Raw genomic sequence first — 23067 nt, forward strand, 5'->3', positions numbered from 1 at the left:
TTATTCCGCGGCCAGCCGACCGCTGATGGATCCGGGTCCGGACTCTTCCAGCACCTCGAGGAGGTCGTCGACATCCTCATCCGTATGGGCGGCGGTGAAGGCGAAGCGGAGCCGCGCGGTGCCTTTCGGGACCGTCGGCGGTCGGATGGCCGTGGCCCAGGAGCCGGTCGCTTTCAGCTTCTTGCTGAGGCCGTTCGCGGCTTGGGCGGAGCCGACGATCACCGGCACGATCTGGGTCTCCGACGCGCCGGTCTCGAATTCCAGCCCGTGGACGCCTTCCCGAAAGCGCCTTGAGAGGCGCGCGACGGTGGTCCGCGCTTCCCGCTGGCTCGGCAGGAGATCGAGGGCGGCATCCATGGCGCCGAGCACGGCGGGCGGAAGCGCCGTGGAATAGATCAGACCGCTGCAGCGATTGACGAGATAGTCCCGGACGCGCTTGGAGCAGGCGACATAGGCGCCGAAGCCGCCGAGCGCCTTGGAGGCGGTGCCGATGACGATATCGGCGGAACCGCTCAAGCCCTCTCCTTCTTCGCCCAGGACGCCCGTACCGTGGGCGTCGTCGACGATCAGGGTGGCGTCGTATTCCCTGGCAAGCGCGCCGATCTCTTCCAGGGGCGCGACGTCTCCGTCCATAGAGAAGACGCTCTCGGTCAGAATGAAGCGGGGCGCCTCCTCGCCTTCGGTCTTCTTCAGGAGCTCGGCGAGGTGGTCCGCATCCCGGTGGCGGTAGCGCTGCTGGCGGACTCCTGCCGCGGCGCAGCCGAAATGCATGCTGGCGTGGTTGAGCTTGTCGGCGAAGACCAGGGGCTTGGCCCCAAGCACCTTAGAATCCAGCAAAGCCTGGAGGACGGCGCCGTTGGCCTGGAAGCCGGAGGCCATGACCAGGGCCGCCTCCTTCTTCTTAAGCTTCGCGATCTTGGCCTCGACGACCGAAAACGCCTCGAGATTGCCGGTGACGAGACGCGAGGCGCCGCTGCCGGCCCCGAACGCATCCAGCCAGAGCTTCGCCCTGGCGATCACGGCAGGATGGAATCGGAGCGCCAGATAGTCGTTGCTGGAGAAATTCACGTAGGTCCGGCCGGCGACCTCGATCAGGCGCGCGTCAAGCGGCCGCATGTCGATGAGCGACCTTTGCAGCCCTGCGTCGGCCTGGTCGGCCAGATATGCGCCGTAGCGGCTTTCACTCCGTGCCATCATCCTGTATTAGCGAACGGAAGGTCCCGCAGCAATCGAGAGCCTGTTCAAGTGCTTGATCGTCCCGATACCCTTAACGAGCAAACCACTGATGAGAGGGAGCGCCCCGTCATAACGCCGGAGAGCGCAGCCCGCGGAGGCTTGCGTCACGACTGGACGCGCGACGAGATCCAGGCGCTGCTCGAAGCGCCGCTCATGTCGCTGCTCGATCAGGCGCGGGAGGTGCATCGCCAGCACCACGAGGACGGCACGGTGCAGTTGGCGAGCCTGCTTTCCATCAAGACCGGCGCCTGCCCGGAAGACTGCAAGTACTGCCCCCAGAGCGCCCATTACGCCAAGAAGACGGGACTAGAGCGGGAATCGCTTCTCGATGTCGACGACGTGCTTTCCAAGGCGGCGCGCGCTCGCGAAGCTGGGGCCACGCGCTTCTGCATGGGCGCGGCCTGGCGTCAGGTGCGCGACGGCAGGGAATTCGACAGCGTGCTGGAGATGGTCCGCGGCGTGCGCGACATGGGTATGGAAGCCTGCGTGACCCTCGGCATGCTGAACAAGGAGCAGGCCAAGCGCCTCGCCGACGCCGGGCTCACAGCCTACAACCACAATCTCGATACGTCGGAAGAGTATTACGAGAAGATCATCACCACCCGGACCTTCCAGGACCGGTTGGACACGATCGAGAATGTTCGCGAGGCGGGTGTCGAGGTCTGCTGCGGCGGCATCATCGGTATGGGCGAGACCATTTCGGACCGCGCCAGCCTGCTGAAGAGCCTGGCCGACATGGATCCGCACCCCGAAAGCGTTCCGATCAATGCGCTAGTGCCTGTGGAAGGCACGCCCCTCGCCCACCGGGCGAAGGTCGACTCCATGGAGCTGGTGCGCATGATCGCCACGGCCCGCATCGTGATGCCGAAATCGCGGGTGCGGCTTTCGGCCGGGCGGCACAATCTCTCCAAGGAAGCCCAGCTTCTGTGCCTGATGGCGGGCGCCAACTCGATCTTCTATGGCGAGAAGCTGCTCACCACGGATAACAACGATACGGGCGAGGATCTCGCCCTGATCGAAGAGGCCGGCCTTACGGTCTCCGAGCCGCGGGCGGAGGATGCGCCTTGCAGCGCGCGCCAAGGCGCGGCCGCGTGCGCCAAACACGGCGGCTAGCCCGCACATGTCACGCCTTGTCTATGTGGATGGCGGCTACGTCCAGGAGGACGAGGCCCGCATCTCCGTGTTCGATCGCGGGTTCCTGTTCGCGGACGGGGTCTATGAGGTAACCGCGGTGGTGGGCGGCCGGATGGTCGATTTCGACTCCCATCTCTCGCGCCTCGCCCGTTCGCTCTCCGCACTGGATATCGTCTCTCCCCTCACCGACCGGGAGCTGCGCGTGGTGCATGAGAAGCTGATCGCACGCAACAACCTGGACGAAGGGATCGTCTATCTGCAGCTCACCCGCGGCGTGGCGGATCGCGAATTCGCCTATCCGTACGGGCTTACCCCCACCATCGTCGCGTTCACCCAGGCCAAGCCCCTGCTGGACAACCCATTGGCCGAATCCGGGGTGAAGGTCGTGATGGTGCCGGATATCCGCTGGCGGCGGCGGGACATTAAATCCATCTCGCTGCTGCCCCAGGCCATGGGCAAGGAATTCGCCAAGCGGCATGGGGCCTACGAGGCCTGGATGGTGGAGAACGATGTGGTCACCGAAGGGACGTCCTCATCGGCCTTCATCGTCGATGCCGATGGCGTGCTCAGGACCCAGCCTTTGGGTCACCAGATCCTGCCCGGTGTCACCCGCCGCGCCGTCTTGCGGCTGGCGGAAGAGCATGGCGTTTCCTTCGAGGAGCGTCCTTTCAGCCTTGATGAGCTGCTCTCTGCCCGCGAAGCGTTCCTTACCGCCGCATCGGCCTTCGTGCTGCCGGTGATCTCCATAGACGGCCAAAACATTGGAAACGGCACGCCGGGCCCGATTACCAGGCGATTCCGCGAGCTGTATCTCAAAGAGTGCTGTCAAGAAAATTTTTAACCACGATTGAAACCCTTTCGTGGAAGCGGCGTTTATTCGCCATGACCAAGCTACTGTATTGGCTCGTATACAATTTTGACCTGGGACCCATCGGCCCCCGTGTGATGGATCTCGCGGTCAAAAGCTGGCTCCGGCGTGACGCAAGGGCCAATGAGCCGTCGCTCTTGCAGCATACGATGCAGTCGGTCCGCGGCCACGAGCTGAATTACAGTAAGTAGCATCGGATCGCGCTAAGTTCTTTAAAGTCATAGGCCTTTCGGATTGAGAGGCAAGACCGCGGCGGGGCACCCTGCCCCCGCTGCGGCGCACCTGACCGCTGAGAGGCGACACCGCTGGGAAGGTGCCGAGCGCCGGCCCCGGATTTTCCGGGCCGGCGTTTTTTATTGCCTGAATGGATGCAAAAGAAAAACGCCGGTCGCGGGGGCGGACCGGCGTCTTCCTGCGGTCAAGCTGCGCGTCAGCCGCGCAAGCTTTTGGCTCTTGCCTTAAGCGGCTTTCTTCTTCGCCTTGGCGGTGGTGGTGCCGCTCTTCGTGACCTTCTTGCCGGCGGCGCGGGCATTCACCTTGGCGCGCTCGGTTGCCAGGGTAGAGAGCTTCTTATCGGCCGCCTTCTCCTCTTTGAGGTTGGCATTCAGAAGCGGCACGACATTGTTGTGGCCGAGCTCCTTGGCCCAGGCGATCAGGGTTCCGTAGCGGGTCATCTCGTAATGCTCCACGGCCTGGGCGGAGCCGATCAGCGCCGCATCCTTCACCCGCTTGTCGGCGACCTCGCCGGAAACCTCGTTGGCTTCCTTGATGATGCCGTCGATGGCCGGACAGTCCACGGCCTTGGCCTTGTGACCGAGCTTCTCGAAGACCTCTTCCAAGCGCTTAATCTGCCCCTCGGTCTCCTTCAGATGGCTCTTCAGCCCGCTTGTCAGCTCCCGCTTGGTGGCCTTCTCGATCATCTTGGGCAGGGCTTTGAGCACCTGCTTCTCGGCGTAGTAGATGTCCTGCAGCGTATGGAGGAAGAGATCCTCCATCGTCTCGATATCTTTGGAAAACAGCCCCATCGGACAGGTCCCCTTTCTGTGTCTTGTCTTGTGTGTCGTCGTTCAGGGGGCGCGGTTGTGTCTCGTCGCGCCGCACCTTGGTGCTTCTTAAGCGCAGTCGAGAGGCCTAAGTTCCCGGGAACTGCGGGAAAACTTGGCTGTTGAGCAACTGGGGCGCTTGCGAATAGTCTCTCGCGGATTTTTTGCAGATCTCATCTTCTGCAAATGCCTTGGGGGGCATTTCTTGCGCGGGCGTCACAACGAATACTGGAGGCAGCTCGCCGGAGCTCTCGGGCTTCTCGGCGTGATCGTCTATTCCGGGCTCATTCCCGGCCATCTGATCTCCCAGCTCCGCAACGACCTGGTGCAGGCGAAGCTGGGCGATGCCCTGGCCCTTATGTGCCATTCGGGCTCACTGGACGGTGCGGCGCCCTCCAAGCAAGACGGCAAGACGAATTGCCCATTCTGCAAGAACCTCGCCTCGTTCCACTTCGCAGCGACGCCTCCCGTCGCCATTATCCTGAAGTGTCCCGGCTCCCGCCGCGTGGCGCTGCCGCGGGAAACGGCCATCGCGACCTTCCGCGACGGCCAGATTCCCCATAGCCGCGGCCCCCCTCTCCTCTCCGTCTGAACCAAGACCGCGCAAGCACGGCTTGCGCACATGAAAAATCGTTCAAACGGGGAGCCCTCCCATGGGACTTTGGTGCCCGGTCCGCTTTGCGTGGCCGCTGTCGCTGATCGCGACTTTGTTTCTTGCGTTTCCCGCGCTCGCTCAGGACGAGCCGGGGTACGAACTTCCGACCATCGTGGTCACTCAGCCGGCGGAACCGGAGCCGGCACCGCCGCGGCCTTCAGCATCCGCATCAAGTGCCGGCCGCTACGAGCTCCCGGCCGACGCACCAGCCGCGCTGCCGGAATATTCGGAGCGTTTGGAGACCACGGTGATACAGCCCGGCACGCGATCCGGCAGTCTGACCGTGCCGACGATCGGCGAGGCCATCGCAGAGATCAATCAGACGCCGGGGGGCGTGGAGATCGTGCCGGGCAGCGCCTACCAAGAGAGCACGCCGGCATCGACCCTGAAGGACGTGCTGGATTACGTGCCAGGCGTCTATATCGAACCGAAATGGGGCGAGGATTCCCGCATCTCGATCCGCGGTTCGAGTCTGTCGCGCAACTTCCACCTTCGCGGCATCCAGCTCTACATGGACGGCATCCCCATCAACACGGCGGATGGCTACGGCGATTTTCAGGAAATCGACCCGACGGCCTACAAATATGTGGAGGTCTACAAGGGCGCCAACGCTTTGCGCTTCGGTGCAAACAGCCTCGGCGGCGCCATCAACTTCGTCATGCCGACGGGCTACAACTCCGAGCTATTCGGGGTGCGGACGGATGTCGGATCGTTCGGCACCGCTAAGGTGGCGGTCACGTCCGGCGCCGTCTCCGGCAATGTCGATTACTACGTGCACGGGACGTGGCAGGAGGCGGACGGCTATCGCGACCACAGCGCGGGAGATTCCACCCGCGCCGTGGCAAATCTCGGCTACCGGATCACGCCCAATGTCGAGACGCGGTTCTATTTCAACGCCAACGATATCGAGCAGGAGATTCCTGGCGCGGTGACCAAGCGGGTCGCCCTCACTGCACCCAAGACGCCTGCCCAGATCAACGTGATCAACAACTGGCAGCGGAATGTGGAATCCTATCGTATCGCCAACAAGACGGCGATACGGCTGGCGCCCGACACCCTGCTGGAGCTCGGCGCCTTCGGCATGGATCGGCATCTGATCCATCCGATCTTCCTGTATCTCGACTACGACTATTCCGATTACGGCGGCTTCGCCCGGCTGTTCGATGAGCGGCAAATCGCGGGCAAGCGGAACCTGCTGATCGCCGGCGTCAATCTGCATAACGGCGAGACGGATGCCGATCTCTACGGCATCGGGCCGGGTGCCGCGAAGGGTCCGTTGATGCAGAGTTCCGACCAGATCTCGAAGAACTTCTCCGCCTATCTGGAGAACTCGTTCTACTTCCTGGACGACGTGGCCCTGGTGGCCGGAACCCAGTATCTGGATGCCAGCCGTGAGCAGGTCGCAATCCTGAACACGACATCGGGTGAGAGCAATTTCGATCTCTTGAGCCCGAAGGTCGGGCTGTTGTGGGACGTCGAGCCGGACTGGCAGATCTTCGGCAATATCTCCCGCAGTGCGGAGATCCCGAGCTTCGGCGAGGGCGGCGCCGTGATCGACTTCGACGATATCCTCGCCCAGCGGGCGACGACCTACGAGATCGGCACCCGCGGCAGCCGGCCGGATTATAGTTGGGATCTCTCCATCTACCGGGCCGATATCCGCAACGAACTGCAGTGTCTGGGCGCCTCCACGGCGGCCTGCACGGTCGTGAACGCGGACAAGACGGTCCACCAGGGCGTCGAACTCGGGCTCGGCTACAGCATCGTCAAAGGCATCTTCGAAAAGGGTGAGGAGGCCGACCGGATCTGGCTGAACGGCGTCTACACCTATAACGACTTCTTCTTCGACGACGATCCCATCTATGGGAACAACGAGATCCCCGGCGCGCCGCCCCACATCATCCGGGCGGAGCTTCTCTACAAGCACCCTTGGGGCTTCTACGCCGGCCCGACGATCGATTGGACGCCGGAAGGCTATTACGTCGACAACTCCAACACGACGCAGACCGACGCCTATGCCCTGCTCGGCGCCAAGCTGGGTTTCGAGAGGGGAAACTGGTCCGGCTATGTCGAGGCCAGGAATCTCACGGATAAGAACTACATCGCCGCGGTGGACATCGTCGCCGAGGCCAATCCAGACGCCGCGCTCTATTGGCCCGGCAATGGCCGCGCGCTGTTCGCCGGCCTGCAGATGAAATGGTGAGCGGAATGACAAATAAGAGAGTCGCATCAATGCTGTCGGCAGCGTTGTTCGGGTGCCTTCTAAGCAGCCAGGCTCTGGCCCACGTGACCCTGGAGACGCAAAGTGCCGAGCCCGGAAGCTTCTACAAGGCGGTGCTGAAGCTGCCCCATGGCTGCGACGGCTCGCCGACGGTGAAGCTGGAGGTCGACTTGCCCGACGGCTTTATCTCCGCGAAGCCCATGGTGAAGCCCGGCTGGACAATCGAGACGGAGAAAGGCGCCTACGACCGGGAATACGCGTTTCTTCACGGCATGACCCTGAAGGACGGCGTGCGAAAGATCGTCTGGTCGGGCGGCGAGGTGCCTGAGGCGTTCTACGATGAGTTCGTCGTCACCGGCTTCCTCGCAACGGAGCTGGAGCCAGGCCCGATCTACTTCCCTGTGAAGCAGGTCTGCGCGGAGGGCGATGTCTCGTGGTCCGAGCTGCCGAAGGACGGAGAAGATCCGCATTCGCTGAAGGCGCCTGCCCCGCAGCTGATGCTGAACGCGCCTGCCGAGGCGGGCGGCCACCATCATCCCTGAAAATTGGGGGCGGTCCGGCACCACGCATACCGGACCGCCCTCGCCTTAAGGCGACTTCGGCGTCATCACGCTTCTTTCCTGAAAATACCAGTGCCCCGGACGGGAGCCCGTTGCCTCGCTAGGGGGCTGCGGGCTTGTCTCCAATTCCATTGGGCGGCAATTCCCGGGTCACGATGTCGAAGGGCTCGGAAGAGATGTGCACCGGCCCAGTGAACGGGAAATCGAGCAGGATCGCCGGCAACAGCACCAGCGCCACGAGCGCGGCCATGACCGCCGCCATGGACACCTGGGCGATGACGTTCTGGGTGCCGAAGAAGGCCGGGTAGCCCAGCAGGATGAAGGCGCCGCCGATCAAGGCGAGCCAGAGAATCTGAGGGATCGAGCCGTCGGCGCTTTCCACCCGTTCGCTCCGGCTGTCCTGGATGACGGCAGCCAGGCGCAGCGCTTCCTGATATTGGGCGAGATCCTTCAGGGTCTCGACCTTGAGGCTCAGGATGGCTTCAGCGACATGGGCCAGGTATTCGGCAGGCTTCTGGCCCAGCGTACCGTCGGCCATCTCCGGCCACTCGTCCTTCTTGACGTGCTTGGCGTAGGCGAGCAGCGGCTTGCGGACCGCTTCGCCCGCGTTGCCGGGCAAGGCGTAGGTCAGATGATGGAGATCGCGCACGGCCTTGGCCTCGGTGCGCACGGCCGTCTCGACATCCTGATAATCCTGCCAGACGGCGATCACCATGAAAGCCAGCATGACGGCATAGAGCACGCCGATATTCGCGAATTTGAAGCCGCCGACCTCGTTGTTGCGCTGAAGGCGCTCATGCCCCCAGATGCGGCGGAAGATCAGGATCAGGCCGATCGTGTAGATCTCGAAGAGCAGGATGGTCCCCAGCACGAGGGGAAGCAGCGGCGCTTCGTTGATCAGCCTGAGGATGGACACGGGCGCGACCTCCGCTCGCGAGACGACGGTTTCCAGTAGCCGAATTCAGCTTACCGCAAAAGCGCCTTTGCTGGCCGAGGCCCGCCCGCGCGCCGCTAGAACAGCAGATACAGGATCACGATCACGAGCAGCGGTACGCCCATCAGCCAAAGTAGAATGCCAGGTAGCATGGTTCTCTCCTCCCGTTTGCGTAGTCGTCAGGAACGGAACAACCCGAAGTCGAGTTGGTTCCGGGACGACGCGGACGGCACATCGAAGGCACGTCTTTTGGAGGCGAGTCTTCTAGGGGCAGGCCGCGTTTCGAAGACGAGGCAACACAGGCAAAGGGGCTATGCCGCCTTCGCCGAGGGAGGAAACTGACATGGTACGCAATCCTGATATTGCGATCGCGGAGATGGACGAGGTGGCCATCTCTCAATTCACCCTGGACCGGCACGCAATGGCGACTGACTGGGGGGCGATCTTCGGCGGGGCGCTGGCCGCCGTCGCCGTCTCCATCATTCTGTTCACCGCAGGATCCGGCTTCGGACTTTCGACCGTGGAGCCCTGGTCCTTCACCAACGACGCGCCGGAGACCTTCGCCATCGGCGCCGGTATCTGGCTGATCGTGATGCAGTGGCTGTCGTCCGGCTTCGGCGGCTATCTGGCCGGGCGCCTGCGCAGCAATACGCCGGGCTTGCGGACCGATGAGGTGTTCTTCCGGGATTCGGCCCACGGGCTTCTCGCCTGGGCGCTGGCCACGCTTCTGGTGGCGGCGCTGTTCGCTGTCGGCACGGTGCTCGCCAGTCTCGGCGCGGCGGATGCGGTGACCGCAGGTGCCGGTGCCGCAGCGGAAGGCGGCGAGGTTTCCAAAGAGACCGCGAAGCAGGTTGCCGAGGCGGCCGCGAACTTCTCGATCTTCACCGCCATCTCGCTGTTGATCGGCGGGTTCATCGGCGGTGTGGCCGGCGCGCTCGGCGGCTATCACCGGGACGAGATCTAGCGCCTCGAAAAGAAGAGTCGTCTCAGGGATCTACCCCTGAGACTTCAGAGATCGATTCGCTGCCCTCCCCGCACCTGCGCGGAGGGCAGCTTTCGATTCACGGGCTAGCGGGAGGCCCGCTTCTCCATTGTCTCGTCCTTGACCTCGACGCCCTCGGCATCGATGCCGTCCTCGATATTGCTATCGCGCACGATGAGCGTGCCCTTGCCGTCGCCGTCCTGGACGACCTCGAGGCCGGTCTTGTCGCCATGGTCGTTGCCGGAGGTTTCGAGCTTCACGACGACCACGTCGATATCGCCCTCGTCCTCCTGCTCGAAGACAACGCCCTTGCCGCCATTCTTCTTCGACGACACGTCGTGGACCAGAGCGGTGACGCCGTCGGCGCCCTCCTCGGAGATCTTCACGCCGTCGTCGGTCTGACCTTCGACCTCGCCGTCGCGGAAGGCGAAGGAGACCTTGCCAGCGTCGGCCTCGTCGAAGTCGATGCCCTCATCCTTGTTGTCCTTCACCTCGAGGTCGGAGAGCACGGCGATCAGATCGCCCTCGCCCGCCTCGTCGATATCGAAGCCGTCATCGAGATCAATTGCGATCTCGTATTTCTTCACCGAGCCGGACTCGTAGAGCTTCACTTCGCGCTCGATGCAGGCATCGTCGGGCGAGCCGGTGATCGCCGGCGGCACGTCGGCTTCCGCCATCTCGCCGTCCTCAAACTTGCCTTTGGCGTCCTTGGGCAGGAACGACTTCAGCAGCTTCGGATCGCAATAGGTGCCGTTCTCGTTGAAGGCGCTGTCGATTGCGGTGGCGATGACGCTGCCCGCCTCGCCTTCGTCCAGCTCCACGCCGTCGGCGCCCATACCGGTGAATTTCGAATGCTGCGCATGAAAGACGATGTCGCCTTCGCTGCGCTCATCCACCCGGAGCCCATCGCCGTCGAACCGGCCCTGGCCGGCGTTGGAAATCTCCACATCGGTCAGGCGGACCGAGACGGAGGCAGGCGAACCGGAGCCCGCGCCGCCACCGCCATTGCCGCACGCATCGGCGAGGCTGCAATCGGAGACGTGGACGCCGTGACCGGCGACGTCGGATACGGAGACCTTCTGAAGGTCGAGATGCACGATGCCGGTGCGATCCTGCGGAACGCCGATAAAGATGCCCTTGCCGGCGGGCCCGTCCGTGTCGCCACGGTGTTCGAGGCTGAAGCCGCCGGGGCCCTGGAAGCTCAGATTGTTGACGGTGAGGTCGGCGCCATTGCTGACCGACAGCAGGTTCACGTTCTTGTCCGACTTGATGACCTGCCCGCTGCCGTAGAGACCCAACGGCGCGGTGCCCTCATAAACCAGCGGGGTCTCGATCTCGATATCGTCGCCGGTGGTGACGAAGATCTGCGCATCGCCCTCGCCCTTGGCGGCCTCAGCCAGCGCATCGCGAAGTGAGCCGGGTCCGGAATCGGCGCTCGTGGTGACGAGGAGCTCGGCGGCGTACGCCGGCGCGGCAAAGCCGGCCGCGACAAGCGCGCCAGCGAACATGAATGATTTCAATGGGTTGGTCGGAAACATCGGGTGGCATCCTGAAAGGGAGTGATGGATGCTCTTCCCTACGCTCGCTTTGCGATGCTTTTGTTACGGTTGGTGATGCAGGCTGCCAAGATCGCTCTGCGTCTCTAATACTGGAGCAATTCGCGATCCAGCTCTCTCGGCGTCATCGGATGCTCGTTCCGCGCTTTTGCTTGTTCGTCGCGATACTGGAGACATCGGCGGACGAATGCTGCGTAACCATTGTGGCATGCCTCGCAACCGGCGGGAGGCTTGCCGTTTCCTCTTCCGGGAACCTTCTTCCTGATTTCCTTGCTAGCCCGCGAATCGTAAATGAAGAAGGCCCTGGGCTGGTGGAAATGGAGGTATTTGGATGCGAACGATGGCCGTTGGCGGCCGGTCAACCTCTTTAGAAGCTCGACGAACTCCCAATGTATGGCTAGGACTTGTGGAAGGTGGCCTTCATCCACGGCCTCAACCTCGCTGATAGAAGCTAGCCAGTGATCCAGAGGTGAGTTGCGGATTTCTGGAGCGATTAATCTATGCAGATCTTTCGTCTCATCCCGTCTAGCTTCCTCTGCATATCGTCCTGTTGCACGACGCTCTATTGCCGCGGCGTACGCTCTTCCGATCAACCAGACCTTGCCGCTAATTACATCATCGTCAGTATGTTTAGGGGCCACAACGCACATGTCGTAGAGAATTTGATTCCCAAAATTTCCAGACAAATTCTCTTTCATATGGTGCGCTCCCAACTCCCAACTCTCGGGCCATCGAGCTCAGCAAATTGCAGTGCGAATGCTATGGTGGCCAACCACTGACTATCGGTTAGTCAATGAAATGAGCATGATCGCTAAGGGAATTGTCGTCCTAATCCTTCTAGGGACTGTTGTCCTGGCCATTCTAGCAGCACTCAACCAGTGGCCGGAAACGCACATTTCCAAACTCGTCGGCAAGCCCTCCGTTATCTCGGGAGCCCTCATTGGTGGCGCTCTAACAATTTTCGCTGGCTGGCTAGCTTGGGAAGCCGTGCAACAACAGTTGCCTGCGCAACAACGGGCGACCCAAGTCGCCGAGCTAACCTATTGGCAGCAACGCCTTGGGGAGGCCGAAATGGGAATAGTCGGGCTCAAGCTAATTCGTCGTACGGTTGTCACTCCATTGATCGAAGTGCTCGACGATTTTGACCGCGCTCAAGACGATCATCCATATACGTCCGTGTTGGATGAAATAAGAGCGACAGGCGCTTTCGACCATTCCATGTGGCCAAGCACAGGCCCTGGGAACCTTCTTGGATGGGAATTAAACTATCATCTCAGCATTCTGCGCGTTCAGTGGGACAGGTCGAGAGGACAAGTAGACGAACCAGTGGTCGAAGAAATTGAACGGAGCGCACAGAATTCCATTGTTCAGCTCCAAAGAATTATCCAGAGCTTCGACGCTGAGATTGCTAAGCAACGCGAGAATCGAGATCGAGCACGCAAAACTTTGGCGCTTATCGAAGAAAAGAGTCTCGATTAGCATCATTCTTTCCGCTGCTGCATTAATCGAGAAAATGACGCACGCATAAGAACTCGCCCCTCTGCCCGCCCCTCATCCTGCCAGATTTTCGCCTCCCCCCCCCGGTGACACCCCACGGGGAAAACTCCTGACTTTTCGCGTCCCGACTCAGACCCCGTGATACTCTTCGCGCGGGAGCTAACTGGAGGAGGCGACGATGCCAACATCAGCGACCATTTCCGAAAATCGCACCTGGTTCTTCATCCTCGGGATTATTCTGATCGTTCTCGGGGGCGTTGCGATCGCATTTCCGTTCTTGACCACCATTGCCACCAAGATCTTCCTGGGCTGGCTTTTCCTCATCGGCGGGATCGTTCAGATCATCCATGCCTTCTCGACGAAGGGCTGGAGCGAGTTCTTCCTGAACCTGCTGATGGGCGTTCTGTTTCTCATTGCCGGCGCGTGGCTGGCGTTCTTCCCTTTGACCGGGATCGTCACCCTGACGATCTTCCTGGCCGCCATGTTCGCGGCGCAAGGCGTCATCGAAATCGTCATGGCGGTGCGCATGCGGCCGCATGACGGGTGGGGCTGGATGCTGTTCGCCGGGATCGTGGCGCTCGCCGTGGGCCTGATGATCATGCTGAACCTGCCGACATCGGCGGCCTGGGCTATCGGGCTTCTGGTCGGGATCAATCTGCTCATGACCGGCTGGGCCTATGTGCTGCTGCCCATGATGGCCGGCCGCGCACAGGCCGCCTAAGCGGTCTGACTGTCTGAGGGGCCAGTTGAGCTGATACCGGATCGGCGGCCTTCGCGAGCAACGCAGGGCCGCCGGACCACCTCACGCCTGTCTCCCCGGCAGACGATAGCGGCAGCGTTCGGCCGCAGCCCGCCTATCGCGGGGCGGCTCCGCCCATTTCGGGGCTGGAGAAGATGTGATGAGAAGGTCTGGTGGGCGCACACGGACTCGAACCGTGGACCCGCTGATTAAGAGTCAGCTGCTCTACCAACTGAGCTATGCGCCCGACCGGCATCCCTGCCAGAGCTCACTCATATAGGTGATGGGGGATGCGAAATCGAACGGACCTGTTAGCACCGGCGCGAACGTCCTGTCTAGAGCGCTTTGGCGAATAAACGCGCGTCCTTCAAAACTATTGCTCCGCTGCCGCAAAACTATTTTCAGGTGAGGAACGGCGCAAACAGGCCAAAAACCGCAAGCGACGCGGGAGGCCCGACGGAATTGCCCTTGCCAAGGGTGCCGGTGCCGTCCATATAGCTGGCAGACGGTACGCCCGTGCTGGGCGTGGACTAACGACGACGGCAAGTTATCGCGCCGAATACGAGCTCGACCTTTCCCGAAATCTGAAGACGTCGCCTCAGGTGAAGCCATTCCGGCCTCGCCCAGCGGCCCGCTATCAACGACAATCGGGAAAGGACTCCCATTATGTCTCGCATTAACGGCACTGTGAAATTCTTCAATCACTCCCGCGGCTTTGGCTTCATCGCACCGGAAGGTGGCGAGAAGGACGTTTTCGTCCATGCCTCCGCGCTTGAGCGTTCCGGCGTGCCCTCCATCGACGAAGGCGACAATGTCACCTTCGAGATCGAGGACGACACCCGCGGCCGCGGCAAGCAGGCTGCGAACATTCAGCTCGCGTAACTTTACGCGCTGAAGAGCGATTGACGGCGGAGGGCAGCCCCCTCCGCACCCCAAGTGGCGGTTCGGTTCTCCGGGCCGCCACTGTTAGTTTCTGAGCCGGTTTGAGGCCCCTTCCCTCGCCTCCCTCTCCCCTCTCCGCGCCTCTCTTCCGACCAAAGCTGGTTGCCCATTGCCGCTTGCTGCCAGTGCTGTATCTTGCAGCCTCTCATTTCGGGCAGACGGGGCAGAGCGCGTAAGATGACATCCTTCTCTTCGGTTTCACGGCTTTTGGCCGCACCCACGGCGATGCTCGGGCTGGCGCTGTTCAGCGCGGGGCTTACCGGCTGCAGCGGGGGCGACCCCTTCTGCGAGGATCTGAACGAGATCGCCGACGAGGCAAAGCTCGACTTCGTGCATCTCGGCGCGGAGAAGCTACCGCCCTACAGCGCGGGACAAAGCGTTTCCCAGGCCGAGGGCACCATCACCCTGCCCGGCATGCGGCGCTGCGACGTCACCAATAATGACGGGCTGATGTCCTATGACTGCGAGGTCTCCTTCGAGACGCGCGAAGAGGCGAGCGCCAAGATGGCGGAGCTGAGCGACAAGATCGTCGACTGCTTCGACGAGGTGGAGGTCGATCTGCAGGACGGCGCGGTGGACGGTGTGAAGGACAGCCGCATCACAATCCCCCACACCAAGGCAGGCGTGCCGGTGGCCATGGACCTGCAGATGTTCGAGCATGCGACCTATATCGTCTCGCTCTCCATCTACCGGAACGGCAAATAGCGCCGGTCTCCTGCGAGGTCTAGTTGCCGCCGGGACGCTCGGAGGCCGCACGGTCGCCGCAGCGGGATCCGTCTGACGCCCGGTCGCTGGGCACGTTGCACGGGCCGGCAATGGCGCTGGTGGAAATTGCTGTGGCGGAAAGCGCCGCGAGCAGCGCGGCAAAGATCAAAGTACGCATGACGTTTCTCCCTCCGCCCGCTTGAAGATTGGTTGCGGGCGTCGGGACACGTTACACGCTTTGATTGTATTTTGGAAGAATGGGCGACGCGGGTTGTGCGCCGCCCATATTTCTAATTGCGCGTCACACCGGCGAAAGCCGGTATCCAACTCCGCTGTCCGGAGTGTGCCGCTGGATTCCTGACTTAGGACGCCATCATGGTCTCGGGCTTCTTGCGCACATCGCGGGCGAAGATCTTGTTCAGCGCGATGATGTAGGCGCGAGCGGACGCCACCAGGGTGTCGGTGTCGGAGCCGCGGCCCGTGGCAATGCGGCCATCCTCTTCCAGACGCACGGTCACCTCGGCCTGGGCGTCGGTGCCTTCGGTCACGGCGTGGACCTGGTAGAGCTCCAGGGTCGCCGTATGGGGCACCATGGCCTTGATGGCGGCGAAGGTTGCGTCCACCGGTCCGTCCCCTTGGGCTTCGTGGGTCTGCTGCTTGCCGTCGATATCCAGCGTCAGGGTCGCCTTCTGGGGCCCGGACGTGCCGGCGATGACGGTCAGGGAGACCAGCTTGATGCGGTCATGGGCCGTGGCGATCTCCTGATCGACCAGAGCCTCGATGTCCTCGTCGTAGACATGCTTCTTCCGGTCGGCCAGGGCCTTGAAGCGGACGAAGGCGTCCTCGAAGGCGTTGTCGCCCAGCTCGTAGCCCAGCTCCTTCAGCTTCTCGCGGAAGGCGTGGCGGCCCGAATGCTTGCCCATGACCAGGTTGGACTGGGTCAGGCCGACACTCTCCGGCGTCATGATCTCGAAGGTCTGGGCGTTCTTCAGTACGCCGTCCTGATGGATTCCGCTCTCATGGGCGAAGGCGTTCCGGCCGACGATGGCCTTGTTGTACTGCACCGGGAAAGCCGTCACTGCGGAGACCAGCTTGGAGGCGCGGGTCAGCATTGTGGTGTCGATGCCGGTCCAGTAGGGCATGGCGTCAGAGCGGGTCTCGATCGCCATGACGATCTCTTCCAGCGCGGCATTGCCGGCACGCTCGCCCAGCCCGTTGATGGTGCATTCCACCTGGCGTGCGCCCTTGGTGACGCCGGCCAGGGAGTTGGCGACCGCCAGACCCAGATCGTCGTGGCAATGGGTAGAGAAGACGATCTCGTCGGCGCCCGGCACCTTCTCGATCAGCATCTTGATCAGATCGGCGAACTCATGGGGCAGCGCATAGCCCACCGTGTCCGGAATGTTCACGGTGGTGGCGCCGCATTTGATCGCCATCTCGATGCACCGGCACAGGAAATCCTCTTCCGTGCGGGTCGCGTCCATGCAGGACCACTCCACATCGTCCGTATGGGAGCGGGCGCGGGAGACGGATTTCTCGATCCGGTTCAGAACCTCGTCCTGGTCGATACCCATCTGATATTTGCGGTGCAGCGGCGAGGTGCCGATGAAGGTGTGAATGCGGCCGCGCTTGGCCGGCTTGATCGCTTCGGCGCAGCGGTCGATATCGGGGATCTGGGCGCGGGACAGGCCGCAGATCACGGAATTCTTGGCGCGTTTGGCGATCTCCGAGACGCTTTCGAAATCGCCCTGGCTCGCGATGGGGAAGCCCGCCTCGATCACGTCAACGCCCATCTCGTCGAGCAGCTCGGCCACCTGCAGCTTCTCTTCGAAGGTCATGGTGGCGCCGGGGCATTGCTCGCCGTCGCGCAAGGTGGTGTCGAAGATGATGACGCGATCGTCCTCGCGCCGCTCTTCCTTAGGGCTCTTGGTGTTCGACTCGGAAGTCGAAGTCTTTTCGGAACTCATGGGGTCTCGTCCTCTGCTCCTCGCCCCGGTCTCGTAACGCGCGGGGCGATCTTATCCGTTTTCGCTTGGGCTACGTTGCGATCCCCTGAACGCCCGCCTCGAAAATCCGAGACCGCCGGTGCTCAGGGGCGAATAAGGAGGAGCTGGGAGAGGGCGGACATCGCACAAGCATAGACGGCCGACACAGCTTTGCCGGCTTCCCCCGTCTTCTGCTCTTTCACTTCGTACGACATAACGTGGCCCATAAACGGTCATTTGTCGGCGGCGGACCCGCCTCTATGAAGCGTAGATAGGCCAGCCGCCGCAGATGCGCAAGTGGGGTGTGGTTGCACACATGGCGCGCTTCGTCACACGCGCGATGAACGGAGCACCAAATCTCGGCGAGATTTGCAGGAACGACCCTGTTGGGCCGATAATTTGAGTCGTACGCCCTCACGGGCCAATCAAGGGGCGCGAAGCGTCCCATCCCGGAAACTCCAAGGAGAAAATAATGACCTTCAAACCCGCTCTCTTCACAGGCGCCGCGCTTGCCATGGCTCTCGGCGTGAGTCTTGGCCTCACCGCAGCCCAGGCGCAGAGCCCCGCCCCGACGGGCAAGATCGTCGTCGCCGAGGCCGATGCCGAAGTCGACGCCATGGGCTCCGAAGAAGAGGTGGATACCGAGACCGGTCCCGAAGTGGATGCCATGGGCTTGGAGGAAGATGAGCCTGTCGCTGCCGACGAGGATGTCGACGCCATGGGCCTGGAAGAGGAAACCGAGTAAGCGGTCACCAGCTCCAAATCTTTTCACGGCAGGAAGGGCGGGCTTCGGCCCGCCCTTTTTTGTTGGCTCTCGATCTGAGGCCCAGCCCTAAGCTCCAGGGCTCCCCTCCTCCGGCACGTCATCGCGCATCATCACAAATATGAGCACCAGGAGCATGGTCGCGTAGAAGCGGAAGGCGGCCTCCTGGCCGTTCCACTCCTTGGACTGCCACATGGCGAAGAACTCTCCGCCCACCACCATGAAGCCGAAGAACCAGAGCAGGAAGCCGAGGGTCGCGCCGGCGACGACGAAGGTCTTGGCGCGCTGGAATTCGGGTGCCGGCTTGCGGAGCGCTAACATCAGCTGGATCGCGCCGAACAGGAACAGCAGCCCGGTGATGGCTTCCGTTGCGATGATGCCGGCATAGGCGGCGCGCCAGACGCCTTCGTCCTTTATCGCCCTGTCCCGGAGGGGATTGTCCTTGAAGGTGTCCTCCATGGAGAGGACATGGCCGACGAAGCCGTAATTGGCCTCGTAGTCGGCGATATTGTCATAGGCCACAAGGCCGCAGAAGGCGGCGAGGCAGAGCACCATGACGATCTTGGCGAGGCGCGCGATGAGCATGAGGCTCAGTGTGCCAGCCAAACCCACAAGCGTCATGCCCGGACTTGATACGGGCATCCACGCCGTTGCGTCTCAGCGTGTCGAGAAGCCAGTGGAATGGATTGCCGGGTCAAGCCCGGCAATGGCGACGGAGAGGTTGGTGGAACCGCAGGGCAAGAGACGCGCGCCGCGTCCCGTTCTCCAAACGCGAAAAGCCCGGCGCGATGGCCGGGCTTCCCAATTCGACATGATAAGCGCGAAGCGCCCTAGTTCTTGGACTTGTCCACCATGGCGCGCTCGGCGATCCACGGCATCATGCCGCGCAGCTTGGCACCGACCTCTTCCATCTGGTGGTCTTCGCATTTGGCGCGAGTGGCCTTGAAGCTGGTCTGGTTGACCTTGTTCTCCAGCATCCAGTCGCGGACGAACTTGCCGGTCTGAATGTCGTCGAGCACTTCTTTCATGGCCGCCTTGCTGGAGGCCGGGACCACGCGGGGGCCGGAGACATACTCGCCATACTCAGCGGTGTTGGAGATGGAGTAATTCATGTTGGCGATGCCGCCCTCATAGATGAGGTCGACGATCAGCTTCATCTCGTGGACGCATTCGAAATAGGCCATCTCGGGCGCGTAACCCGCCTCGACCAAAGTCTCGAAGCCATTGCGCATCAGCTCGACCACGCCGCCACAGAGCACGGACTGCTCGCCGAACAGATCGGTCTCGACCTCTTCGCGGAAGGTGGTCTCGATGATGCCGGCGCGGCCGCCGCCGATGGCGCTCGCATAAGACAGGGACAGGTCGTGGGCGTTGCCGGACGCGTCCTGAGCGATGGCGACGAGGGTGGGCACACCGGCGCCGCGCTTATACTCGGCGCGTACGGTGTGGCCCGGCCCCTTGGGAGCTGCCATGCAGACATCCATGTCCGGGCGCGCCTCGATGAGGTTGAAGTGAATGTTCAGCCCGTGGGCGAAAAAGAGCGCCGAGCCCTCCTTCATGTTGTCCTTTAGGCTGTCGTTCCAGATGTCGCCCTGCAGCTCGTCCGGGGTGAGCATCATCACAACGTCGGCCCATTTTGCGGCCTCGGCCACGTCCATGACCTTCAGCCCCTCGCCTTCGGCTTTCGCAGCGGAAGAGGAGCCGGGACGCAAACCGACGGCCACGTTCTCCACGCCGGAATCCCGCAAGTTCAGCGCATGGGCATGGCCTTGAGAGCCGTAGCCGATGATGGCGACATTCTTGGACTTGATCAGATTGAGATCGGCATCCCGATCGTAATAAACGCGCATGCTGAACTTCCTTGGAACTTGCGATTTATGAATGGAATTTGGAGCGGGGCTTAGCAGGTTTGAGGCCTGGCGAGAAGCCTTCTCGCCTGCCTCATGCGGCCGTTACTCTGCCATGGGGTCGGGGCCACGGGCTATGGCCGCCACGCCGGTGCGGGCGACCTCGACGAGGCCGAGCGGCTGCATCAGCTGGATGAACTGCTCGACCTTCGATTGCTTGCCAGTGACTTCGAAGACGAAGTGATCGAGAGAGGTGTCGATGACCTTGGCGCGGAAGGCATCGGCAAGACGGAGCGCCTCGACGCGCTTGTCGCCCTTCCCCGCCACCTTGAGCATGGCGAGCTCGCGCTCGACGGCGTTGCCCTCCACGGTGAGATCGGTCACCGAATGGATGGGCACCAGCCGCTCGAGCTGAGACTTGATCTGCTCGATTACCATGGGCGTGCCGGTGGTGACGATGGTGATGCGGGACAAATGCGCCTCGTGCTCGGTCTCCGACACGGTGAGCGAGTCGATGTTGTAGCCGCGCCCGGAGAAGAGGCCGATGACGCGCGCCAGCACGCCCGGCTCGTTGTCCACGAGCACGCTCATGGTGTGGGTTTCGGGCTTCTCGTCGGAAGACTGAAACGAATAGACGCTGCCTGGCTGGTTGCTCATCAGTGTGGACCGTTCTCTGAGGTTTCTTTCTTCGCCGGGACGACACTTGCCTTGCCGTGGCCGTCACCGTTTCCGTTCGGGGCGTGGCCTGACCCGAGATCGATCATGCGGAGCGCGATGGCGATCATCAGGATGGAGGCCGGCAGGACCAGCATCTCATAGGTGAACGCACCGCCGGATTCGACCACGACCCGGGCGAACATGACGATGAGGACGACGATGACGACCTCCGACAGGCTCGCCTTGAGCTGGCCGATCCCGTCGACCTTCATCCAGGCCGGCAGGCGCTGGCCATAGCCCTCCGGCAAGGCGAAGACGAAGCCGATGGCAATGCCATACGCGAAGATCACCAGCACCAGGCCGAACAGGAAGGCGTCGACCGCCTCCAGCACCGGCACGGTGACCTGGCGCTCCGAGGCGTGCTCGAAGCCTTCACCTGTGGCCAGGGCGATATGCCAAGCTTCCAGCAGATAGTAGCCGCCCTGCAGAAACATCAGCAGCGCGCCGACGATGGCGCCGGCGGAGCCGATCAGCATGATCGCGCGCAGGCCGAGAAAGAAGGTCAGTATTGTCCGCATGGCGATGCCATCCCCTGCCCCAGAAATCGAAACGATGTGAATCCGTTAGACGAGGATCTTGCCCTGCTCGGTGATGGCGTCGCCGACGCCCTTCTCCTCCGCTTCGTCGCCCAGCAGCATATTGTTGTGGGCTTCGCCGCTCGGAATCATCGGGAAGCAATTGGCGTGCGGATCGACCCGGCAGTCGAACAGGACCGGCCGGTCGATTTCGATCATCTCCAGAATCGCATCGTCCAGCTCGCCCGGCTTCTCCGCCTTCAGCCCGACCGCCTGATAAGCCTCGGCCAGCTTCACGAAATCGGGCAGCGCTTCCGAATAAGAATGGGAATAACGGCCGCCATGGAGCAGCTCCTGCCACTGGCGGACCATGCCCATATATTCGTTGTTCAGGATGAAGATCTTGATCGGCAGATTGTACTGAACCGCCGTCGACATCTCCTGCATGGTCATGAGCACCGACGCCTCGCCCGCGATATCGATGACGAGGGAGCCCGGGTGGGCGACCTGAACGCCGACCGCGGCCGGGATGCCATAGCCCATGGTGCCGAGCCCGCCGGAGGTCATCCAGCGGTTCGGCTCCTCGAACCGGTAATACTGGGCGGCCCACATCTGATGCTGCCCGACCTCGGTTGTGATGTAGGTGTCCTTGTCCTTGGTCAGCTCATAGAGCCGCTGGACCGCGTATTGGGGCGCGATCAGATCGGATTTCGGCTTGTAGGCCAGGCAATCGCGGTCGCGCCATTTGTCGATCTGGGTCCACCAGCTCTTCAACGCGGCCTTGTCGATCTTCGGCTGCTTCTTCTTCCAGACGGCAAGCATCTGATCGAGGACCTTGCCGCAATCGCCGATGATGGGCAGGTCGACCCGGACGTTCTTGTTGATGGAGGACGGGTCGATATCGACATGGATCTTAGTGGAGCCCGGCGAGAAGGCATCCAGACGCCCGGTGATGCGGTCGTCGAAGCGCGCGCCGATACAGACCATGACGTCGCAATCGTGCATCGCGTTGTTGGCTTCGTAAGTGCCGTGCATGCCGAGCATGCCGAGCCACTGAGGATCGGCGGCCGGATAGGCGCCCAGCCCCATGAGGGTCGAGGTGATCGGATAGCCGGTCATCCGGACCAGCTCGCGCAGGCTCGCAGCCGCTTCCGGCCCCGCATTGATGACGCCGCCACCGGTATAGAAGATCGGCCGCTTGGCATTGGCGATCAGCTCGACGGCCTTCTCGATGCGGTCGTCATCGCCGACGGTCTTCGGATGGTAGCCCTTGTGCTGGGAGTTCGTGAGCCCGTGATAGGTGCCCTTGGCGAACTGGACGTCCTTCGGGATGTCGACGACGACCGGGCCTGGACGGCCGGTGCGCGCGACATAGAAGGCCTCGTGCAGGACGCGGGAGAGATCCTCGATGTCCTTCACCAGATAATTGTGCTTGGTGCAGGGCCGCGTGATGCCGACGGTGTCGCATTCCTGGAACGCGTCGTTGCCGATCAGATGGGTCGCGACCTGGCCGGTGATGCAGACGAGCGGGATGGAATCCATCAGCGCATCGGTCAGGCCGGTGACCGCATTGGTCGCGCCGGGACCGGAGGTGACGAGAACGCAGCCGACCTTGCCGGTGGACCGGGCATAGCCTTCCGCAGCATGGACCGCGCCCTGCTCGTGGCGCACGAGGATGTGCTCGACATCCTTGCGGCTGAACAGCTCGTCATAGATGGGAAGGACGGCGCCGCCGGGATAGCCGAACACATGCTCCACGCCCTGGTCGGCCATGGCCTGTAGAACCATCTGGGCGCCGGTCATTTCGGTGCCGGTCTTGTCCTTCTTTTCGGTTTTCTCGCGCGACATCTCGTCCTCAACACAATCCGTGACTGCCTTCATATGGGAAGAAGCAGCTGTTTACCGCCCAGGCGGAGCGGCAGTCTCCCTGAAAACTCTTTCAAAAAGCTGCAAATGAGGCGCGCACCCTAGGGAGTCAAGAGTGGCGGGTCAACGAGAAATGCGAATTTTCGAAGCCATTGAGGGTCAGAGACTTTCCATAAGTTACGCATTGCACCCCGCAATCGCATGTTTATTACCGCTTTGGCGGTGGATAAACCGCTGGCGGCGGGCTTTGCCGCGGCATGGCGTCCCGGCGACGCTAGACAAGCCCCTCGCATGGGCATAAA

23 protein-coding genes and 1 tRNA gene are annotated in these 23067 nt (G+C 62.2%); 11 read left to right on the plus strand and 13 right to left on the minus strand.

Features of this window, described 5'->3' with window-relative positions; genetic code table 11:
• On the minus strand, positions 1 to 1194 hold the full coding sequence (locus tag ACFQ2F_RS11310) for an aminotransferase class I/II-fold pyridoxal phosphate-dependent enzyme (protein WP_379089907.1): 1194 nt from the start codon (positions 1192 to 1194) through the stop codon (positions 1 to 3).
• 111 nt (positions 1195 to 1305) lie between these two features.
• Here ACFQ2F_RS11310 and bioB point away from each other — a divergent pair, with 111 nt between their 5' ends.
• Both bioB and ACFQ2F_RS11320 read left to right on the plus strand, forming a co-directional pair.
• Positions 1306 to 2349 carry a biotin synthase BioB gene (gene bioB, locus ACFQ2F_RS11315; protein WP_379090690.1) on the plus strand — a complete coding sequence of 348 codons (1044 nt, stop codon included), beginning with the start codon at positions 1306 to 1308 and terminating at the stop codon, positions 2347 to 2349.
• Positions 2350 to 2356: 7 nt separating this feature from the next.
• Positions 2357 to 3211: a D-amino-acid transaminase gene (locus ACFQ2F_RS11320; protein ID WP_379089909.1), complete on the plus strand. Its 855-nt coding sequence runs from the start codon at positions 2357 to 2359 to the stop codon at positions 3209 to 3211.
• 485 nt (positions 3212 to 3696) lie between these two features.
• Here the strand turns inward: ACFQ2F_RS11320 and ACFQ2F_RS11325 are convergent, their stop codons facing one another.
• Positions 3697 to 4263, minus strand: a complete 567-nt coding sequence (locus ACFQ2F_RS11325; protein WP_379089911.1) for a YciE/YciF ferroxidase family protein — start codon at positions 4261 to 4263, stop codon at positions 3697 to 3699.
• 223 nt (positions 4264 to 4486) lie between these two features.
• Between ACFQ2F_RS11325 and ACFQ2F_RS11330 the strand changes: the two genes are divergently transcribed.
• From ACFQ2F_RS11330 to ACFQ2F_RS11340, 3 genes are all read left to right on the plus strand, one after another.
• Complete coding sequence (locus tag ACFQ2F_RS11330; RefSeq protein ID WP_379089913.1) at positions 4487 to 4873, plus strand: DUF2946 family protein; 387 nt, start codon at positions 4487 to 4489, stop codon at positions 4871 to 4873.
• A 61-nt stretch (positions 4874 to 4934) separates the two neighbouring features.
• On the plus strand, positions 4935 to 7139 hold the full coding sequence (locus ACFQ2F_RS11335; protein ID WP_379089915.1) for a TonB-dependent receptor family protein: 2205 nt from the start codon (positions 4935 to 4937) through the stop codon (positions 7137 to 7139).
• A 5-nt stretch (positions 7140 to 7144) separates the two neighbouring features.
• Entirely contained in the window at positions 7145 to 7699 is a 555-nt protein-coding gene (locus ACFQ2F_RS11340; protein ID WP_379089917.1) for a YcnI family copper-binding membrane protein, read from the plus strand.
• Between the two features lie 118 nt (positions 7700 to 7817).
• Here ACFQ2F_RS11340 and ACFQ2F_RS11345 read toward each other — a convergent pair whose 3' ends face one another.
• Complete coding sequence (locus ACFQ2F_RS11345; protein ID WP_379089919.1) at positions 7818 to 8633, minus strand: bestrophin-like domain; 816 nt, start codon at positions 8631 to 8633, stop codon at positions 7818 to 7820.
• A gap of 361 nt (positions 8634 to 8994) precedes the next feature.
• Here ACFQ2F_RS11345 and ACFQ2F_RS11350 point away from each other — a divergent pair, with 361 nt between their 5' ends.
• On the plus strand, positions 8995 to 9615 hold the full coding sequence (locus ACFQ2F_RS11350; protein WP_379089921.1) for a hypothetical protein: 621 nt from the start codon (positions 8995 to 8997) through the stop codon (positions 9613 to 9615).
• Positions 9616 to 9719: 104 nt separating this feature from the next.
• On the opposite strand, the gene ACFQ2F_RS11355 is transcribed toward ACFQ2F_RS11350, so the two are convergent.
• Together ACFQ2F_RS11355 and ACFQ2F_RS11360 are read right to left on the minus strand one after the other, a co-directional pair.
• On the minus strand, positions 9720 to 11141 hold the full coding sequence (locus ACFQ2F_RS11355; protein WP_379089923.1) for a hypothetical protein: 1422 nt from the start codon (positions 11139 to 11141) through the stop codon (positions 9720 to 9722).
• 134 nt (positions 11142 to 11275) lie between these two features.
• Entirely contained in the window at positions 11276 to 11887 is a 612-nt protein-coding gene (locus ACFQ2F_RS11360) for a hypothetical protein (protein ID WP_379089925.1), read from the minus strand.
• Between the two features lie 106 nt (positions 11888 to 11993).
• Between ACFQ2F_RS11360 and ACFQ2F_RS11365 the strand changes: the two genes are divergently transcribed.
• Together ACFQ2F_RS11365 and ACFQ2F_RS11370 are read left to right on the plus strand one after the other, a co-directional pair.
• Positions 11994 to 12668 (plus strand): hypothetical protein, encoded by a 675-nt coding sequence (locus ACFQ2F_RS11365; protein ID WP_379089927.1) that lies wholly within the window; start codon positions 11994 to 11996, stop codon positions 12666 to 12668.
• A gap of 196 nt (positions 12669 to 12864) precedes the next feature.
• Positions 12865 to 13407, plus strand: coding sequence for an HdeD family acid-resistance protein (locus ACFQ2F_RS11370; protein WP_379089929.1), 543 nt, complete (start codon positions 12865 to 12867; stop codon positions 13405 to 13407).
• 189 nt (positions 13408 to 13596) lie between these two features.
• On the opposite strand, the gene ACFQ2F_RS11375 is transcribed toward ACFQ2F_RS11370, so the two are convergent.
• Positions 13597 to 13672: transfer RNA gene (locus tag ACFQ2F_RS11375), tRNA-Lys, on the minus strand.
• A gap of 419 nt (positions 13673 to 14091) precedes the next feature.
• Here ACFQ2F_RS11375 and ACFQ2F_RS11380 point away from each other — a divergent pair.
• Complete coding sequence (locus ACFQ2F_RS11380; RefSeq protein WP_379089931.1) at positions 14092 to 14307, plus strand: cold-shock protein; 216 nt, start codon at positions 14092 to 14094, stop codon at positions 14305 to 14307.
• 237 nt (positions 14308 to 14544) lie between these two features.
• Entirely contained in the window at positions 14545 to 15072 is a 528-nt protein-coding gene (locus ACFQ2F_RS11385) for a hypothetical protein (RefSeq protein WP_379089933.1), read from the plus strand.
• Positions 15073 to 15091: 19 nt separating this feature from the next.
• On the opposite strand, the gene ACFQ2F_RS11390 is transcribed toward ACFQ2F_RS11385, so the two are convergent.
• Positions 15092 to 15250, minus strand: a complete 159-nt coding sequence (locus ACFQ2F_RS11390) for a hypothetical protein (RefSeq protein WP_379089934.1) — start codon at positions 15248 to 15250, stop codon at positions 15092 to 15094.
• Positions 15251 to 15434: 184 nt separating this feature from the next.
• Entirely contained in the window at positions 15435 to 17039 is a 1605-nt protein-coding gene (locus ACFQ2F_RS11395; protein WP_379089936.1) for a 2-isopropylmalate synthase, read from the minus strand.
• Between the two features lie 490 nt (positions 17040 to 17529).
• Here ACFQ2F_RS11395 and ACFQ2F_RS11400 point away from each other — a divergent pair, with 490 nt between their 5' ends.
• Positions 17530 to 17802: a hypothetical protein gene (locus ACFQ2F_RS11400; protein WP_379089938.1), complete on the plus strand. Its 273-nt coding sequence runs from the start codon at positions 17530 to 17532 to the stop codon at positions 17800 to 17802.
• 87 nt (positions 17803 to 17889) lie between these two features.
• Here the strand turns inward: ACFQ2F_RS11400 and ACFQ2F_RS11405 are convergent, their stop codons facing one another.
• The 5 genes from ACFQ2F_RS11405 to ACFQ2F_RS11425 all read right to left on the minus strand — a co-directional run bounded on the left by ACFQ2F_RS11405 (position 17890) and on the right by ACFQ2F_RS11425 (position 22747).
• On the minus strand, positions 17890 to 18462 hold the full coding sequence (locus ACFQ2F_RS11405) for a DUF2165 family protein (RefSeq protein WP_379089940.1): 573 nt from the start codon (positions 18460 to 18462) through the stop codon (positions 17890 to 17892).
• 188 nt (positions 18463 to 18650) lie between these two features.
• Positions 18651 to 19670 (minus strand): ketol-acid reductoisomerase, encoded by a 1020-nt coding sequence (ilvC, locus tag ACFQ2F_RS11410; RefSeq protein ID WP_379089942.1) that lies wholly within the window; start codon positions 19668 to 19670, stop codon positions 18651 to 18653.
• 102 nt (positions 19671 to 19772) lie between these two features.
• Positions 19773 to 20324 carry an acetolactate synthase small subunit gene (gene ilvN / locus ACFQ2F_RS11415; protein WP_379089944.1) on the minus strand — a complete coding sequence of 184 codons (552 nt, stop codon included), beginning with the start codon at positions 20322 to 20324 and terminating at the stop codon, positions 19773 to 19775.
• A complete protein-coding gene (locus ACFQ2F_RS11420) occupies positions 20324 to 20902 on the minus strand; it encodes a YqhA family protein (RefSeq protein ID WP_379089946.1) in 579 nt (192 codons plus the stop codon). The genes ilvN and ACFQ2F_RS11420 overlap by 1 nt, the downstream gene beginning before the upstream one ends.
• A gap of 45 nt (positions 20903 to 20947) precedes the next feature.
• Positions 20948 to 22747 carry an acetolactate synthase 3 large subunit gene (locus ACFQ2F_RS11425; RefSeq protein ID WP_379089948.1) on the minus strand — a complete coding sequence of 600 codons (1800 nt, stop codon included), beginning with the start codon at positions 22745 to 22747 and terminating at the stop codon, positions 20948 to 20950.
• Between the last annotated feature and the right edge of the window lie 320 nt (positions 22748 to 23067).

The organism is Methyloligella solikamskensis (assembly GCF_042676065.1).
In the GTDB taxonomy this organism is placed as follows: Bacteria; Pseudomonadota; Alphaproteobacteria; order Rhizobiales; family Methyloligellaceae; genus Methyloligella; species Methyloligella solikamskensis.